A 14,590-nucleotide genomic window follows, 5' to 3' on the forward strand; every position below is an offset into this window, starting at 1 on the left:
GGCCTTCAGTGCGGCCTCAGGCACGGCCTTCGGTGTGGTCTCAGGCGTGGTCGATCTCGCCGATCACCCGTGCGCCGAGCTCGCGCTCCAGCAAAGCCATGCCGGAGACCGCGTCCACGTCGGCGTCGACGTCGTTCAGGGGGTCGACGTCGTCCGACTCCGGACCCTTGTTGCGGCTGGGGACGCTCTCCGGCCAGGCCGCGGCGCTGCCACGGGCGGCGGGAACGCGCGGACCCGCCTGGGCCGCGGCCCGCGCCGCCGACTTCGCGGCAGCCATCCCGCTGCCGACCGCGACGACGGAGACGGTGTTCGTGGGGTCGGGGGCCGGCGGTGAGCCGGGGCTGAGGTCGTCGGGAGCGTCGGGCCAGGACTCGTCCGTGGTCTGACGTCCGGTGGACCCGGCCGCGGGGTGGCCTGGGCCGGCCTCCTGGGCGTCCCCGTCCTCGTGGGACCCGCCGTGGGAGGCCGTACGCCCCTGGGAAACGTGAGCCCCCGGCTGGGCGCCCGCGCCACCCTGGACACCGGCAGGTCCAGGCACGCCGGAGGGGGCGGAAGGCGGACCGGCCGAGCCGGAGGCGGCGTGCGGACCGGTCGAGCCGGAGGCGGCAGCGTGCGGACCGGCCGAACCGGGCGCCGCGCCGTGACCTCCAGCTGGGCCGTTACCTCCCGCCGCGCCTTGACCGCCCGCCGGGCCGCCGTGCGCGGGCGGGCGGGGAGCGCCCCGGGACGCGGAGCCGCCGACGGGGGCTGGGGAGCCGCCGACGACCGCCTCGACGCGCCACGTGCCGCCGAGCACATCGCCGAGCGCACCGGCCACGACGGCGTCCTTGCCGCCGCCCGTGAAGTTCTTCATCGCGCCGACCTGGGTGAAGCCCAGTGTGACGACGTTGCCTTCCACGCCCACGACCTGGGCGTTGGTGCTCACGTTCGCCCAGACGACGATGCTGCGCTGCTTGAGCGAGGCCAGCACGGCGGCCCACTGCGCCTGTAGAGCCCCCGCCCCGCTCCCGGTGGGAGCGCCGCCACTGGGCTGTCCGCCGCTGGCCGCCTGGGGCGCGCCGCCTGCCGCTGGGGCCGCCTGTGTCACGGAAGGCGAACCGGGACGAGCCGGCTCAGGCCAGTCGTCACCTCCCGCCGCACCGGAACCGGCGGCAGCCGGACCCTGGCCACCCGCCACCGCTTCACCCGCGCTCCCAGCACCCGCCGGGGCCGGCGCGCCACCCTGGCCGGACGAGACACCCGGTCGAGGAATGGACACCGAAGCGGGACCGGCCGTACCGGCTGGACCGGAAACGGGCGGGGCGGCGACAGGCGGGACAGAAGCCACGGAAGGGACGGGCGGGGCGGCGACCCTGGCGGCGGCCATCTGAGCGACAGCCCCACCACGCTCCAGCCGCTCGATACGGGCGAGCAACGCCTCCTCACCCTGCGCGGCACCCGGAAGCAGGACGCGCGCACACATCAGCTCCAGCAGCAGCCGAGGCGAGGTGGCCCCGCGCATCTCGGTGAGACCGGCGTTGAAGACCTCGGCCGCGCGCGTGAGCTCCGCCGGGCCCATCGAAGCGGCCTGCTGAACCAGGCGCTCCAACTCATCGGCGGGCCGGTCGAGCAGCCCGCTCGACGCCGCCTCGGGGACGTTCGCCAGGATGACCAGGTCACGGAAGCGTTCGAGCAGGTCGGAGGCGAAGCGGCGGGGATCGTGGCCGCCCTCGATGACCCGGTTGACCGCGTGGAACACCTGCCCGCCGGCACGCGCCGCGAACGCGTTGACGACCTCGTCGAGCAGGTCGCCGTCGGTGTAGCCGAGCAGGGAGACGGCCTTGGCATAGGTGATGCCGTCCTCCTCGGCCCCGGCGAGGAGCTGGTCGAGGATCGACAGCGAGTCACGCGCCGAGCCCGCGCCCGCCCGTACGACGAGGGGCAGCGCGGTGGGCTCGAAGGGCACGCTCTCGGAGGTGAGGATCTCCTCCAGCAGCGCGCGGAGCGTCGCGGGCGGCATCAGTCTGAACGGATAGTGGTGGGTACGCGACTTGATCGTGCCGATGACCTTTTCCGGCTCGGTCGTCGCGAAGATGAACTTCAGGTGCGGCGGGGGCTCCTCGACGAGCTTGAGCAGCGCGTTGAAACCCTCCCGGGTCACCATGTGCGCCTCATCGATGATGTAGATCTTGTAGCGCGCGGAGACGGGGGCGAAGAACGCCCGCTCACGCAGGTCGCGCGCGTCGTCCACGCCACCGTGCGAGGCGGCGTCGATCTCGATGACGTCGAGGTGGCCAGGACCGGTGGGGGCGAGCGCGACACACGACTCGCAGACACCGCACGGGTCGGGCGTCGGCCCCTTCTCGCAGTTGAGAGAGCGCGCCAGGATGCGCGCGCTGGAGGTCTTGCCACACCCGCGAGGGCCGCTGAACAGGTAGGCGTGGTTGATCCGCCCCGTACGCAACGCCTGCCGCAGCGGGTCTGTGACGTGCTCCTGACCCTTGACCTCGGCGAACGTCCCGGGCCGGTACTTGCGGTAAAGCGCAAGGCTCATGCGACCATCCCGCCTGCGAGGGGGCTCTCAACGAAGAGACCCCTCGCACACCCGCCAGAGCCCGCTTATCCTTGCTGCCTTCCGGCCCTGGGGAGGTTCACAGGATGACGCCGCGCGAGGGGTCCCTGGACAGTCTAGCCGGATGACGCAGTGCTCGCTCCACACCGGAAAAGGTGGTCTGCACACGCCCAGAAGTCCGGTAAGCTCGTCGGCGGAGGATTCGCCTAGTGGCCGAGGGCGCACGCTTGGAAAGCGTGTATAGGGCAACCTATCAGGGGTTCAAATCCCCTATCCTCCGCGCCTGGTTGAGGCAGTAAACGCGAAGGGGCCGACCCCATCCAAGTCGGCCCCTTTCGCTATTCCAGTCTCAGTTTGGGTCTCAGTTGGCCTTTCCAGAGCCCCTGTCCGCCTCCCAGATGAGACCCCCGACCTGCTTGGCCACGGTCTGCCGGATGCCGTCTGTCACGTGCTGATACCGCGCCGCCATGCCCGAGCCGGACCACCCCATGATCGCCATGACCGTGCGCTCCGGCACGCGCCGTCCAGCCTTTGACTTGGTGTCCGACGTGGCCTCGTTGACCTGCTTGCGCTTCGGGCAGTAGCCGGGTTTCCGGCCACAGGGTTTGTCGTTGCACCCGTGGTCGTACTTGGGACGCTGACGACTGCGCCGTACCCGCAGAACGCCCTTGTCGAGATCCACGTGCGCCCAGCGCAGACCAAGGGCTTCACCCTGGCGCAGACCGAGGGACAGCGCGATCCCCCACCGCGCGCTGTTCCGTGGCAGCTTGTCAGCAGCCTGGAGCAGGAGGCGAATCTCCTCGATGTCGTACGGTTCGATCTCGGCATCCGTGAGCACCGGAGCCTTCGCCAGCGTCGCCGGGTTCTTCGTGATGTGGCCACGACGTACGGCCTCGTTTGGCGCAGCGCGGAGGGTCCGGTGAACGTGATGAGCCGTGCCAGCGGATCGGCCGGAGCGCTGGATCTTGGCGTAGAGCTTTTCGAGGTGTTCGGGCTCCAGCTTGTCGAGACGGTGAGCACCGATTCCGGGGATCAGGTGAGTCACCACGTCTACCTTGTAGCCGGAATGCGTGCTCTCTCGTATGGCAGGTGGGACTGCGATGTTCTCGATCCAGTGAGTTTCTTTGTTGCCTGGACCAGTTCAAGTGTCTCGTGCCGCCCCGCAGCACAGCCCGCATCGCAGGGGTGTCGTCTCAACGCGCTAGCAGATTGCGATTGCCTGGGCCCGGGGGGCGCCTACCAGAGCGGTCCGGTGCACATGTGCTGGATGGTGGACGCCAGCGCCTGCTTGAGTACGTCGGCATCCGCCCCGGCGATCGCGTGGAACTCCAGCAGGTAGCGCCCCACGTGCAGGCCCAGCAGGTGACTGGCCACCAGAGAGGCCCGGAGCTCGGCCCGTTCGGGGGCGATGGCCGTGACGATCGGATCCACCACGCACGTGGTGAACAGCTCCCGCATGAGCGTGGCCGCCTCCGGACGCTCGCAGGCCGCGTGCAGCAGGGTGAGAGCCGTGTTGGGCCGACCGTCCTGCTCCCAGGTCTCCAGGAACACGTCGGCGAGACGCTCGCCGATGTGGTCGGGGCCCATCGCGAGGACCTGACGGACAACCGTGTCGGGATCGAAGGGCCATTCGACTGTGGCGGCCAGCAGGCCCGCCTTCGAGCCGTAGAAGTGCACGACCAGTGAGGGCCTGACCCCTGCGTTTCTAGCGATCTCGCGTAGCGACGTCTGCGCGTAGCCCTTGCCGTCGAAGGCCGCACGGGCGGCCATCAGGATCGTGGCGCGTGACGCCTCGCCGTCCCGCGAACGCGTCGCACCGGGCGACGGCGCTCCGGGGACGTCGGTGTCGAGGGGTGGGGTCTTCGTCGCTGCCATACCGGCAGTCTGGCACTCCCCGACTGGACATGTACAGTTACCGTAGACTACAACTGTACATGTACAGCAAGCGCGGTCCCGGTGACGTCCTTCGCGAGGTGACTGGCGCGCCAGACTGATCACCGGGCGACACGTCCGATCGAAGGAGTCACTATGGAGGCCATGCAAACTGCGCTGGTGGTGCAACCCGGTGAGGCGGCCGGGGCATCGCTCACGGACGGCGCGTTCGAGCTGCTCGCCGACGGGGGTGCGGTCAGCGCCAGCAGGCTCACTCTCGCAACCGGCGCCGACGGGGCACCCCCGCACCACCACAAGCTCTCCCACGAGCTTTTCTATGTGCTGGACGGGACGATGTTGTTCCGTCTCGGCGACACTCTGACCACGGTGGGAAAGGGTGGGCTTGTCGTCGTACCGCCCGGCCTGCCGCACGTCTTCGGGGCGGCAGAGGGTGAGGTGGCCGACGTGGTCGTCGTGCTCAGCCCTGGTATCGAACGGTTTGGCTACTTCGAGCAGCTGGCCGCCATCAGCCGTGGCGAGGCGGAATTCGCCTCACTTCTCCCCGAGCAGCACCGCTACGACGTGTACTTCGAGGACCTCCCCGACTGGCGGTCGGCCCCCTAGCGGTAGGCCGTTCTTCAGAAGGCGATCGATGGGAGCGGCTTGGGGCGGACGTGCGGCCGGCGGGCTCTTCGCCCAGCAGTCATGGCAGCGGCCGCACCGCAGATGGCAAGGCAGCCCGGAACAGAACCACGTCTGCCCGCACGTGAGTGTCTAAAGAGCCTGCTGACAAAGAATTTGGTCGCTGAGGCCGGGACAGGGATGCCCTGGTCGAGCCCCGTCTTCGAGCGATACGCCCGGCGGGCAAGATACGCGCGTACCCCGCAAAATCGGTTGCGCAGGTCGTCATGATGGTGACATGACGTGGACAGCACCCGACGTAGAGCGGGGACCTCGGACCGACATGGCCTGTGGCGAACGCGAGATGCTGGATAACTGGTTGAAGCTCCGCCGGGTGTTCCTGCTGCGCAAATGCGCCGGCCTCACCTCCGAGCAACTGAAGACCGCCTCCGTGGAGCCGTCCAACCTGACGTTGCTCGGCCTCCTGCGACACATGACGGAAGTCGAGCGCTGGTGGTTCCGGGAGAAGTTCCTGCACGAAAACTTGCCCGAGCTGCACATCACGGAGGAGTACGAAGACGGCGACTTCGACCTGGTGGCCGACGCCGACGCCGAGGCGGACTACGCCGCCTTCCTCGCGGAGACGGCTGCCTGCGACGCCGCGGTTGCGGACATCGACCTCGAGGAGCTGGCCGACGACCCCCGGGCGCCGACCGGCAAGGTCAGCCTCCGCTGGATCTACATTCACCTCCTGGAGGAGTACGCGCAGCACACCGGGCACGCCGACCTGATCCGGGAGCGCATCGATGGGGCCACGGGAGCGTAGCGGCTCTCCCGGCATCACCCGTATCTAGGTCCTGGCACCTCACCGACGTACCCACTGATCAGCTGAGCGGTGGTTAGCCGTAGCTCCAGGACTCCGAGCCGGGTGACGAAGGCTTAAGTGCTCGTGGGCAGCGGCCAGGAGTTCCAGAACCTTGCCGCGGCGGTCGGGACTGGACAAGACCGGTAGCGGACTCCTGGTTGCCGAGTGGCGTAGACAACACCTCAACTAACAGGAGCCCGCTCCTGTCCGCAGGCGTATCGCTCGAAGAGGGGCTCGACCAGGGCATCCCTCAGCGACCAAATCCTTTGTCAGCAGGCTCTGAATGGCGCTTCGCACGCCTTTCCAAGCGCGCGCTACGCGCGAGAGGCCAGCTGTAACACCCTGACGGCGGCGTCCCTCCAGGACAAGGTCTGGGTTCACGGCCGGGTGCCGAGCCGTGGGAGGTGCACGTGGTCGAGGGCGACGCCGACGCCCTGACCAAAGAGGTCGATTCCGCCTGCTGCACCTGCGTTATGCCGATGCGTCGATGATCCTAGAGAGGATCCAGTGAACGAATCGCGTGACCTCGCGCGGGTCGAGCTCGGCAGCGGGTAGGCATCGCTGGCGATCGAGGGCCGACCGGACCAACTCATGGTCCGCTATCGACACGTGGCAGAGCGCCCACTGTCCACCGTCGCCTCAGGCAGTGACGTTGGGAGCGCTACTTGGCCCGTGGGGGCGATAGGTGGCCCATCTGGGAGCGACAGTTGGCCCCGCGTGTCCGCCAGGCAGGGCTGGCTGAGCGCTTCAGTTGGCGGATGTGCGCTTGAGGCGAGTTCCGCGCATACGAGCAGCGAGGAGGGCTACTTCGGCCCGGCTCGATCTGCTGCATTCGCTGGCGAGCAGGATGTTATGCCGTTTGCGTGCTTGATCAAGATCTGCCCTATGTCCGTGCCGCCGAGACTGCTGGGCCAAAATGGCCCGCATGTCTACCGTGCCCAAAGATCACGTTGAGACCGCAAACCCCTCCCCACTCAACGACTACGACAGGACGGCTGAGGGTTACGCGGCCGAGAACGAAACCAGTCTCCTCAACGCGTACTACGAGAGGCCCGCGATGCTGGAGCTTGCGCCGTACCGGGTCCGGCTTCAGCAGTCGGCAGCCGGACTCGGACCGGACGCGATCATGCGGCTCAGCATCCGCAAGGACGACGGGTTTTACAGCAGGGAGTGGCATCTCGGCTGCTTCAACGACGACGACCCCGCTGACGCCTTCGACTCGGTCAGGTGGACGGGGCCGAGTTCGGTCGAGATCCAGGTGGTCGACGGGCGGACGTTCCCCGTGGCCTTGGAGCCCATCTCAGGCCGGCCCCGGGCCACCGCCTCCGTCAACTGCTGACAGGTGTCCCGTCCGTGGAGGATCTGTTCGGCGGGGCTGCGCCGTACTACGCGAGATACCGTCCGGGCTACGGCCGGGCGGCGATGGAGCATCTGGCGGAGACGTTCGGCGAGGACGGGCGGGTGCTGGATCTCGGCTGTGGTCCCGGGACGATCGCGATCCCGTTGGCCCGGCGGGTGAGGGCGGTGCTCGCGGTGGATCCGGCGCGGGAGATGCTCGCCGAAGGGCGGCGGCTGGCCGGGGGTGTCGCCAACATCACCTGGGTGCGGGGCGACTCGACCGTTCTGCGGGGGTTGCCGCCGTTCGAGCAGGTGGTGATGGGTCGGTCGTTCCACTGGATGGATCGTAGGTCCGTGCTGACGGAGCTGGGTAAGCTGCTGCCGGCCGGCGGCGCGGTGGCGCTGGTCGGTCCGGCGAGGCAGTGGGGAGAGCCGTGGCAGCCGGACTCGCAACCGTGGCAGCCGGTCGAGAGACGGGTGTGCGAGGAGTTCGGCCTCGACATCCGCGCGGCCGCCAACTCCTTCCACGCGACCGGCGAGCATCACCACGAGGTGCTGGCCGCCTCGGCCTTCAGCAGGGTGGAATCCAGGGTGTTCAGCCGGCGGCTGGTCTGGGACGTGGATGGACTGGTCGGGCTTCAGCTCTCCTATTCCTACAGCTCGCCCGCCAGGCTGGGCGAGCGTCTGCCCGCGTTCGTCGAGACGCTGCGACGGGCGTTGCTCGCCGACAACCCGGCAGGCCGGTGGGAGCAGGAGCTGGCGAGCGAGGTGCTGGTCGCCAGGCGGCCCTGAGGCGCATGCGAAATCTAGGGTTTCACCCGGCCGGCCCGGGACTCCAGGTACCGCTGCTCGGCGAGGCTGGCCGTGGACTTCGCGGCGCGCCGGTAGTGCTCGTACGCCCCGGCCGTGTCGCCGGTCTTCTCCAGCAGATGCGCCCGTACGGACAGCAGCCGGTGATGCCCGGCCATCCGCTCGTCGCTGTCCAACGTGGACAGCAGGGCCAGGCCGGCCGACGGGCCCTCGGTCTCGGCGAGCGCGATCGCGCGGTTGAGGGTGACCATCGGGTTGGGCGCGATCCGTTCGAGGATCAGGTAGAGGGCGTGCACCTGCGGCCAGTCGGTCTCCTGGGCCGTGGCCGCGTCGGCGTGCGTGGCGGCGATGGCGGCCTGCAACTGGTAGGGCCCCAGCGCCGGGCCGGCCAGCGACGCCTTGACCAGCTCGATGCCCTCGTCGATCAGCCCCCGGTCCCACTTCGTACGGTCCTGCTCGTCCAGCGGTATCAGGTCGCCGGCCGCCGTCGTACGTGCCTGCCGGCGAGCGTCGGTCAGCAGCATCAGCGAGAGCAGCCCGGTCACCTCGCCGTCCTCGGGCAGTTGCGCGTGCACCATCCTGGCCAGCCGGATCGCCTCGTGCGCGAGGTCGGAGCGGTGCAACTCGCTGCCTGAGGAGGCGGTGTAGCCCTCGTTGAAGATCAGGTAGAGCACGTGCAGGACGACCTGCAGCCGCTCCTCGCGCTCCGGGCCCTCCGGCAGGCCGAACGAGCTGCCGGCGGCCTTGATGCGCTGCTTGGCCCGGCTGATCCTGGCCGCCATCGTGGCCTCCGGCACCAGGAACGCGCGGGCGATCTCAGCAGTGGTCAGGCCGCCGACCGCCCGCAGCGTCAGGGCGGTCTGGGAGGCCGCGGTCAGGGTCGGATGGCAGCACAGGAACAGCAGGACGAGCGTGTCGTCGGTGTCCGGCACGTCCTCGGGCTTCACCTCGGTGGCCGTGGCCGACTCGCGCTCGCGACGCGCATGGTCGCTGCGCATCTGGTCGATGAGCCGCCGGGAAGCGACGGTCACCAGCCAGCCGCGCGGGTTGTCCGGCAGTCCCTCGGACGGCCACTGCACGGTGGCGGCGAGGACGGCCTCCTGCACGGCGTCCTCACACTCCTCGAACTGGCCGTGCCGGCGTACCAACGCGCCGAGGACCTGCGGCGTGAGCTCACGCAGCAGGTCCTCGATGGCTGATGTCGTCATGCCTCCAATTGTCCGTCAGCGAACATCACCTGCCGCACCTCCACCCCCAGCCCCTGGATCGCGGTGTCCGGGATCTGGGTCGCCAGCTCGATCGCCCGCTCCTTGTTCTCGCAGTCGATCAGGTAGAAGCCGCCCAGGTACTCCTTCGCCTCCAGGAAAGGGCCGTCGGTCACCACAGGCTGGCCGTTGCGTACGGACACCACAGCCGCCTGTGACGGGTCGACCAGCGCCTGCGTGGTGATCAGCTCGCCGGATTCCTTCAGCGCCTCGATGAACCTGCCGTGGCCATCGCCGATCGCCGCCTTCTCCTCGTCGGTCAGCGCGTCCAGCACGGCCGGATTGATGTGCAGGCTGATCAGGAACTTCATCGTGTCCTCCTTGTGGTTCGCGAGCCCCGGCCGGGGCCTTCGACCGGTTGGTCGGAGCCGCTGCCGCCGTCTTGACATCCCCCGGCAGAACATTCGCACGAGTTTTTCGCCGCCCCACCATGGCGGCAGTCGCGCGAGGTCTCCCCCGTGTCGATGTCAAGAAACTCTCGACCGCTCCGACCAACCGGCGAAAGGTCGAGAGAACAGGGAGTTTCGGATATGAGAGTCAACCGGGCATGGCTGGGACTGGCCGTCCTCATGCTGCCGACATTGCTCGTCGCGATGGACATGACGGCGTTGCTCCTCGCGCTTCCGCAGCTGAGCGCCGACCTGGGTGCCACCAACGTCGAGCAGCTGTGGATCAGTGACAGCTACGGGTTCATGGTGGCCGGCATGGTCATCACGATGGGGACGCTCGGCGACCGGATCGGCCGCCGGCGGCTGCTGATGATCGGCGCGGCGGCGTTCGCGGTGCTGTCGGTCGTGGCCGCCTTCGCGGCCGGCCCGCTGATGCTGATCGTCGCACGGGCGCTCCTGGGCATCGCCGGCGCGACTCTGGCGCCGTCCACACTGGCCTTGATCACCAACATGTTCCGCGACGAACGGCAGCGCGGGCAGGCCATCGCGATCTGGGCGACCTGCCAGTTCACCGGCGGCGCGCTCGGACCCGTGCTCGCCGGGTTCCTGCTCCAGCACTTCTGGTGGGGATCGGTGTTCCTGGTCGCCGTGCCGGCGATGGCGCTGCTGCTGCTCGCCGGGCCGGTCCTGCTGCCGGAGTTCCGCAGCGACCAGGCCGGCCGGCTGGACCTGGCCAGCGTCGGGCTGTCGCTCGTGGCGGTCCTTCTGATGGTCTACGGCCTCAAGCAGCTGACCGTCGAGAGCGTGCCGGTCGTGCCGGCGGTGGCCCTCGTCGTCGGCGCGGTCGTCGGATCGCTGTTCGTACGCCGGCAGCTGCGGCTGGAGACGCCGCTGCTGGACCTGCGGCTGCTCCGCAACCGGCCGCTCACGGCCGTGATCGTCGCGCTGGTCTTCGCCGGCATCGCCATGGCCGGCACGGGCCTGCTGGTGACCCAGTACCTGCAGAGCGTGCTGGGCTTCTCGCCGGTCGCGTCGGCGGTGCTGTTCGCGCCCATGGGCCTGGGCGTGGCGGTCGGCACCATGGCCGCGCCGGCGCTGGCCCGGCGGATGAAGCAGACGACCGCGATCGCCGGCGGGCTGGCGGGGTCGGCGCTGGGCAGCCTGCTGCTGGTCGCCGTCGACGGTCCGAGCGCCCTGCCGCTGGTGATGATCGGCATCACCGTACTGGCGCTGGGCACCGGCCCGCTGTTCGCGCTGGGCACCGGACTGGTCGTCGGGTCCGTTCCGCCGGAGCGCGCCGGCTCGGCGGCGTCGATGTCGGAGACCGGCAACTACTTCGGCGGTTCGCTCGGCTTCGCGCTGCTCGGCGTGGTGGCCGCGGTGGTCTATCGCAGCCGGATGGGCGGCACGTCCGACTCGCTGGCCGGCGCGGTCGCCGCCAGCCGGCACCTTCCCGCGAGCCAGGGGGCGGAACTGCTGCACGCCGCGCGGGAGGCCTTCACGGCCGGCCTGCACGTCACGGGCGGTGTCGCCGCGGTCATCTTCGCCGGGATGGCCGTACTGGTCCTGGCCATGCGCCCGGCAACCCGGGCCGCCTCGGCCCCGCTTCCCGAGGCCGCTCGCTCATGAGCCGGTGATCGCCGTTGTCAGCCGCGCCGACGCTAGGCGGCCACCAGGGCCTTCGATCGGTCGGTGGCCATGTGGATGGCGAAGGCGCCGAGGATCGTGCCGGTGACGTAGCGCTGGACGCGGAGCCAGAGGGGGCGGCTGCCCAGGAAGGCGGCCAGCGCGCCGGCCGAGATGGCGATCAGGCCGTTGACCGTGGTGGCGACGACGATCTGGACCGAGCCGAGCGCCAGGCTCTGCAGCAGTACGTGGCCCATCGAAGGGTCGATGAACTGCGGGAGCAGCGACAGGTACAGGATGGCGATCTTGGGGTTGAGCAGGCAGGTCAGCAGGCCCATGCCGAACAGCTTGCGCGGGGGCTCGGGGGTGAGCGTGCGCGGCTGGAAGGCCGAGGTGCCGCCCGGCTTGACGGCGTTCCAGGCCAGCCAGAGCAGGTACGCGGCGCCGGCGAGCTTGAGTGCCGTGTAGGCGGCCGGTACGTACGCGAAGACCGCCGTCAGCCCCAGGCACGTCGCGGTCAGGTAGAGCGTGAAGCCGAGGAAGACGCCGGTGAGGGAGATCAGGCCGGCCCGGCGGCCCTGGGAGATCGATCGTGAGATCAGATAGACCATGTTCGGCCCGGGCGTGAGAACCATGCCCAGCGACACCAGAGCGATTCCGATCAAGCCAGCCGTCATATCGGCAGATTAGCGGACATATCCGGTCGCGCGCATCCCCGTTTGTCGCGCTGCGTATTCGACCCGTTGCTGGGGAGTAGGGAGGCATGCAGTTCGACGACGACGCGCAACTCGATCCGTCGCAGGTCGAGGACGTACGGGCCTCCGGTCCGCAGCCGGGCGGGGGCGGGATGCCGGGCGGGTGCATGCTGCCCATCGGCGGCCGAGGAGGCTGCGGCGGCTGCCTGCTGCTCATCCTGGCGGCGGCTGGGCTGTTCCTGTTCGGGGTCATCCCCTCGCCGTTCAGCGGCCAGGGAGGCGGGCCGCAGGGCGGCGGGCGGCAGCCGAGCGCCCCGGCCATGCCCGCCCAGACCGGCAATCTGGCGGCGCGGTGCCGGACCGGCGCCGATGCCGAGCAGTCCGAGGACTGCCGCGTCGTCGGCACGGTCAACAGCATCCAGACGTACTGGCGGCAGGCGTTCCAGGAGCGCGGGCGCACGTACAAGCCCGCCAGGACCGTGCTGTTCTCCAACGCGGTCAACACCGGCTGCGGCACGGCCGACGCCGCCGTGGGCCCGTTCTACTGCCCCGTCGATCGCAAGGTCTACCTCGACCTGTCGTTCTTCAACACGCTCCAGCGCGACTTCGGCGCCGAGGGCGGTCCGTTCGCGCAGGCGTACGTGGTCGCCCACGAGTACGGCCACCACGTCCAGAACCTGCTCGGCACCATGAACAGGGTCGGCCCCGACAGCAGGCCCGGCGCAGGCAGCCCGTCGGTGCGACTGGAGTTGCAGGCCGACTGCTACGCGGGCGTCTGGGCGCACAACGCGGTCAAGACCGGCTTCTTCCGGGAGCCGTTCTCCCAGACGGACATCGACCAGGCGCTCAGCGCGGCCGCGGCGGTCGGCGACGACAGCATCCAGCGCCGCACGCAGGGCCGGGTGACCCCCGACGCGTTCACCCACGGCACGTCGCGGCAGCGGGAGAGCTGGTTCAGCGTCGGGTACGACAGCGGGGACCCCAAGCGGTGCGACACGTTCTCCGGAGGTATTTGATACGGCTCTGTGGGGAAGCTGTCATGCGGGCGGCACCCCCAGAAGGGACGTCAGCATGGACTTCAGGGACGACGTCGAGCTCGACTCCTCGCAGGTCGAGGATGCCGGCGGCGGTTATTCGGGCGGTGGTGGCGGCGGCTTCCCCGGCGGCATGATCATCGGTGGTGGCGGCATCGTCAGCCTGATCGTGCTCGTGCTGGTCGTCGTGCTGAACAACGTGGGCGGTGGCGGCGGCGCCGAGCCCGCCCAGCGGCGGTCCCCGTCCAACCTGTCCGGGCAGTGCCGGACGGGCAAGGACGCCGACCAGTCGGAGCGGTGCCGGGTGGTGGGCGTGGTCAACAGCATCCAGGACTACTGGAAGCAGGAAATTTCGGGATATCGGGCGGCGAAGACCATCCTCTACTCCGGTCGCTTACGTACGGGCTGCGGCACGGCCAGCTCGGCGGTCGGCCCCTTCTACTGCCCCGGCGACCAGCGCGTCTACCTCGACCTGAGCTTCTTCGACCAGCTCCACACCCAGTTCGGCGCCAAGGGCGGCCCGTTCGCGCAGGCGTACGTGATCGCCCACGAGTACGGCCACCACGTGCAGGACCTGCTCGGCGCCCTCGACACGGGCGGCTCCTCCGTCTCCACCGAACTCCAGGCGGACTGCTACGCCGGCGTCTGGGCGCACAACGCGGTCAAGACAGGCTTCTACGAGAAGCCGTTCACCCGGACGGATATCTCCGAGGCCCTGGACGCCGCCGCGGCGGTCGGCGACGACAGAATCCAGCAACGCACCCAAGGCAGAATCGATCCTGAATCGTTCACCCACGGCAGCTCCAAGCAACGCGTCAACGCCTTCCAACGCGGCTACGAAAAGGGCACAGCCGACTCCTGCGAACCGGGCGACCTGCGCTGACGCTCCCGGACAACGCAAGGAATCGGATTCTCTCCTAAAATCGGGGGGGTGATCTTCAAGCTTGTCGGCGACGGACGCCCTTATCCCGACCACGGTCTCTCTAACCGAGAGTGGGCGCAGATCCCGCCACGGCAGGTCCGGCTCGACTCGTTGATCACCACGAAGGCCGTACTGGACCTGCATTCGCTGCTCGCCGCCGACTCCACCTTCTACGGCGACCTTTTCCCGCACGTGGTGCAGTGGCAGGGCGAGCTCTATCTGGAGGACGGTCTGCACCGCGCGTTGCGCGCGGCCCTGCACCAAAGATCGATCCTGCACGCCAGGGTCCTCGAGCTGCCCAACTGAGAAAGGGAAAAGGGAGCCGCGGGATTCGCGGCTCCCTTTTCGCATGCGCTCCATAAATGATGTTGGAAAGGCTCGGGAGCGCCCCGCCTCATGACGGAGAGCCGCCGACCCGTAGGTCGGAGGCCCTCCTCGTGGCGGTGGCGGTGGGATCCGAACCCGTCCGCTCACCCCATTGGGTCTGTGATGAACCTCACACACCTGGTGGGGCCACCCCCGCCATTCGATCCCACCGTCGCCGCGGTGCCGGCCGCGCTCGAGCGAGCCATGCCGGCGCTGTGGGCGCGCCGCTCGTCGTG

Annotated in this window: 14 protein-coding genes, 1 tRNA gene and 1 other RNA gene; 9 read left to right on the forward strand and 7 right to left on the reverse strand. The window is 69.3% G+C overall.

The genetic code is table 11. The features are described 5' to 3' along the window. Window positions 1-40: 40 nt before the first annotated feature. Both ACIHFD_RS45345 and ffs read right to left on the reverse strand, forming a co-directional pair. The gene (locus ACIHFD_RS45345) at window positions 41-2,533 is read right to left on the reverse strand and encodes a DNA polymerase III subunit gamma and tau (RefSeq protein ID WP_397372189.1); all 2,493 of its coding nucleotides are present in this window, start codon (window positions 2,531-2,533) and stop codon (window positions 41-43) included. Between the two features lie 31 nt (window positions 2,534-2,564). Then, window positions 2,565-2,660, reverse strand: an RNA gene (gene ffs / locus ACIHFD_RS45350) — signal recognition particle sRNA small type. 86 nt (window positions 2,661-2,746) lie between these two features. Here ffs and ACIHFD_RS45355 point away from each other — a divergent pair. After that, a tRNA-Ser gene (locus ACIHFD_RS45355) sits at window positions 2,747-2,831 on the forward strand. Between the two features lie 81 nt (window positions 2,832-2,912). Here the strand turns inward: ACIHFD_RS45355 and ACIHFD_RS45360 are convergent. Both ACIHFD_RS45360 and ACIHFD_RS45365 read right to left on the reverse strand, forming a co-directional pair. Next, window positions 2,913-3,596, reverse strand: coding sequence for a tyrosine-type recombinase/integrase (locus ACIHFD_RS45360; RefSeq protein WP_397372190.1), 684 nt, complete (start codon window positions 3,594-3,596; stop codon window positions 2,913-2,915). Window positions 3,597-3,787: 191 nt separating this feature from the next. Next, window positions 3,788-4,426, reverse strand: a complete 639-nt coding sequence (locus ACIHFD_RS45365) for a TetR family transcriptional regulator (RefSeq protein ID WP_397372191.1) — start codon at window positions 4,424-4,426, stop codon at window positions 3,788-3,790. 153 nt (window positions 4,427-4,579) lie between these two features. Here ACIHFD_RS45365 and ACIHFD_RS45370 point away from each other — a divergent pair, with 153 nt between their 5' ends. From ACIHFD_RS45370 to ACIHFD_RS45385, 4 genes are all read left to right on the forward strand, one after another. After that, on the forward strand, window positions 4,580-5,047 hold the full coding sequence (locus ACIHFD_RS45370) for a cupin domain-containing protein (RefSeq protein ID WP_397372192.1): 468 nt from the start codon (window positions 4,580-4,582) through the stop codon (window positions 5,045-5,047). A 295-nt stretch (window positions 5,048-5,342) separates the two neighbouring features. Continuing rightward, entirely contained in the window at window positions 5,343-5,870 is a 528-nt protein-coding gene (locus ACIHFD_RS45375; protein ID WP_285703297.1) for a DinB family protein, read from the forward strand. A 964-nt stretch (window positions 5,871-6,834) separates the two neighbouring features. Further along, window positions 6,835-7,248 carry a hypothetical protein gene (locus ACIHFD_RS45380; protein WP_397372193.1) on the forward strand — a complete coding sequence of 138 codons (414 nt, stop codon included), beginning with the start codon at window positions 6,835-6,837 and terminating at the stop codon, window positions 7,246-7,248. Between the two features lie 14 nt (window positions 7,249-7,262). Continuing rightward, window positions 7,263-8,039 (forward strand): class I SAM-dependent methyltransferase, encoded by a 777-nt coding sequence (locus tag ACIHFD_RS45385; RefSeq protein WP_397372194.1) that lies wholly within the window; start codon window positions 7,263-7,265, stop codon window positions 8,037-8,039. A gap of 14 nt (window positions 8,040-8,053) precedes the next feature. Here the strand turns inward: ACIHFD_RS45385 and ACIHFD_RS45390 are convergent, their stop codons facing one another. Next, the gene (locus tag ACIHFD_RS45390; RefSeq protein ID WP_397372195.1) at window positions 8,054-9,265 is read right to left on the reverse strand and encodes an RNA polymerase sigma factor; all 1,212 of its coding nucleotides are present in this window, start codon (window positions 9,263-9,265) and stop codon (window positions 8,054-8,056) included. Beyond that, the gene (locus tag ACIHFD_RS45395; protein WP_350724098.1) at window positions 9,262-9,633 is read right to left on the reverse strand and encodes a YciI family protein; all 372 of its coding nucleotides are present in this window, start codon (window positions 9,631-9,633) and stop codon (window positions 9,262-9,264) included. The genes ACIHFD_RS45390 and ACIHFD_RS45395 overlap by 4 nt, the downstream gene beginning before the upstream one ends. 219 nt (window positions 9,634-9,852) lie before the next feature. On the opposite strand from ACIHFD_RS45395, the gene ACIHFD_RS45400 reads away from it, so the two are divergent. After that, window positions 9,853-11,340, forward strand: coding sequence for an MFS transporter (locus tag ACIHFD_RS45400; protein WP_397372196.1), 1,488 nt, complete (start codon window positions 9,853-9,855; stop codon window positions 11,338-11,340). A 32-nt stretch (window positions 11,341-11,372) separates the two neighbouring features. Here ACIHFD_RS45400 and ACIHFD_RS45405 read toward each other — a convergent pair whose 3' ends face one another. Continuing rightward, window positions 11,373-12,002 carry a LysE family translocator gene (locus ACIHFD_RS45405; RefSeq protein ID WP_363978932.1) on the reverse strand — a complete coding sequence of 210 codons (630 nt, stop codon included), beginning with the start codon at window positions 12,000-12,002 and terminating at the stop codon, window positions 11,373-11,375. A 98-nt stretch (window positions 12,003-12,100) separates the two neighbouring features. Between ACIHFD_RS45405 and ACIHFD_RS45410 the strand changes: the two genes are divergently transcribed. Genes ACIHFD_RS45410 through ACIHFD_RS45420 form a run of 3 tightly spaced genes read left to right on the forward strand, consistent with a single transcriptional unit; the run spans window position 12,101 to window position 14,294 of the window. Next, window positions 12,101-13,048, forward strand: coding sequence for a neutral zinc metallopeptidase (locus ACIHFD_RS45410; protein WP_363978929.1), 948 nt, complete (start codon window positions 12,101-12,103; stop codon window positions 13,046-13,048). A gap of 55 nt (window positions 13,049-13,103) precedes the next feature. Further along, window positions 13,104-13,949, forward strand: a complete 846-nt coding sequence (locus ACIHFD_RS45415; RefSeq protein WP_355192966.1) for a neutral zinc metallopeptidase — start codon at window positions 13,104-13,106, stop codon at window positions 13,947-13,949. A gap of 48 nt (window positions 13,950-13,997) precedes the next feature. Beyond that, window positions 13,998-14,294 (forward strand): type II toxin-antitoxin system VapB family antitoxin, encoded by a 297-nt coding sequence (locus tag ACIHFD_RS45420; protein WP_185069514.1) that lies wholly within the window; start codon window positions 13,998-14,000, stop codon window positions 14,292-14,294. Window positions 14,295-14,590: the final 296 nt, after the last annotated feature.

Source organism: Nonomuraea sp. NPDC051941, assembly GCF_044593615.1.

Excerpts from the sequence above, each read along its gene's own strand:
- ACIHFD_RS45390 (WP_397372195.1), bottom strand. The coding sequence starts at position 9,265 with ATGACGACATCAGCCATCGAGGACCTGCTGCGTGAGCTCACGCCGCAG.
- ACIHFD_RS45400 (WP_397372196.1), top strand. The coding sequence starts at position 9,853 with ATGAGAGTCAACCGGGCATGGCTGGGACTGGCCGTCCTCATGCTGCCG.
- ACIHFD_RS45415 (WP_355192966.1), top strand. The coding sequence starts at position 13,104 with ATGGACTTCAGGGACGACGTCGAGCTCGACTCCTCGCAGGTCGAGGAT.
- ACIHFD_RS45410 (WP_363978929.1), top strand. The coding sequence starts at position 12,101 with ATGCAGTTCGACGACGACGCGCAACTCGATCCGTCGCAGGTCGAGGAC.
- ACIHFD_RS45380 (WP_397372193.1), top strand. The coding sequence starts at position 6,835 with ATGTCTACCGTGCCCAAAGATCACGTTGAGACCGCAAACCCCTCCCCA.
- ACIHFD_RS45370 (WP_397372192.1), top strand. The coding sequence starts at position 4,580 with ATGGAGGCCATGCAAACTGCGCTGGTGGTGCAACCCGGTGAGGCGGCC.
- ACIHFD_RS45345 (WP_397372189.1), bottom strand. The coding sequence starts at position 2,533 with ATGAGCCTTGCGCTTTACCGCAAGTACCGGCCCGGGACGTTCGCCGAG.
- ACIHFD_RS45395 (WP_350724098.1), bottom strand. The coding sequence starts at position 9,633 with ATGAAGTTCCTGATCAGCCTGCACATCAATCCGGCCGTGCTGGACGCG.
- ACIHFD_RS45375 (WP_285703297.1), top strand. The coding sequence starts at position 5,343 with ATGACGTGGACAGCACCCGACGTAGAGCGGGGACCTCGGACCGACATG.
- ACIHFD_RS45365 (WP_397372191.1), bottom strand. The coding sequence starts at position 4,426 with ATGGCAGCGACGAAGACCCCACCCCTCGACACCGACGTCCCCGGAGCG.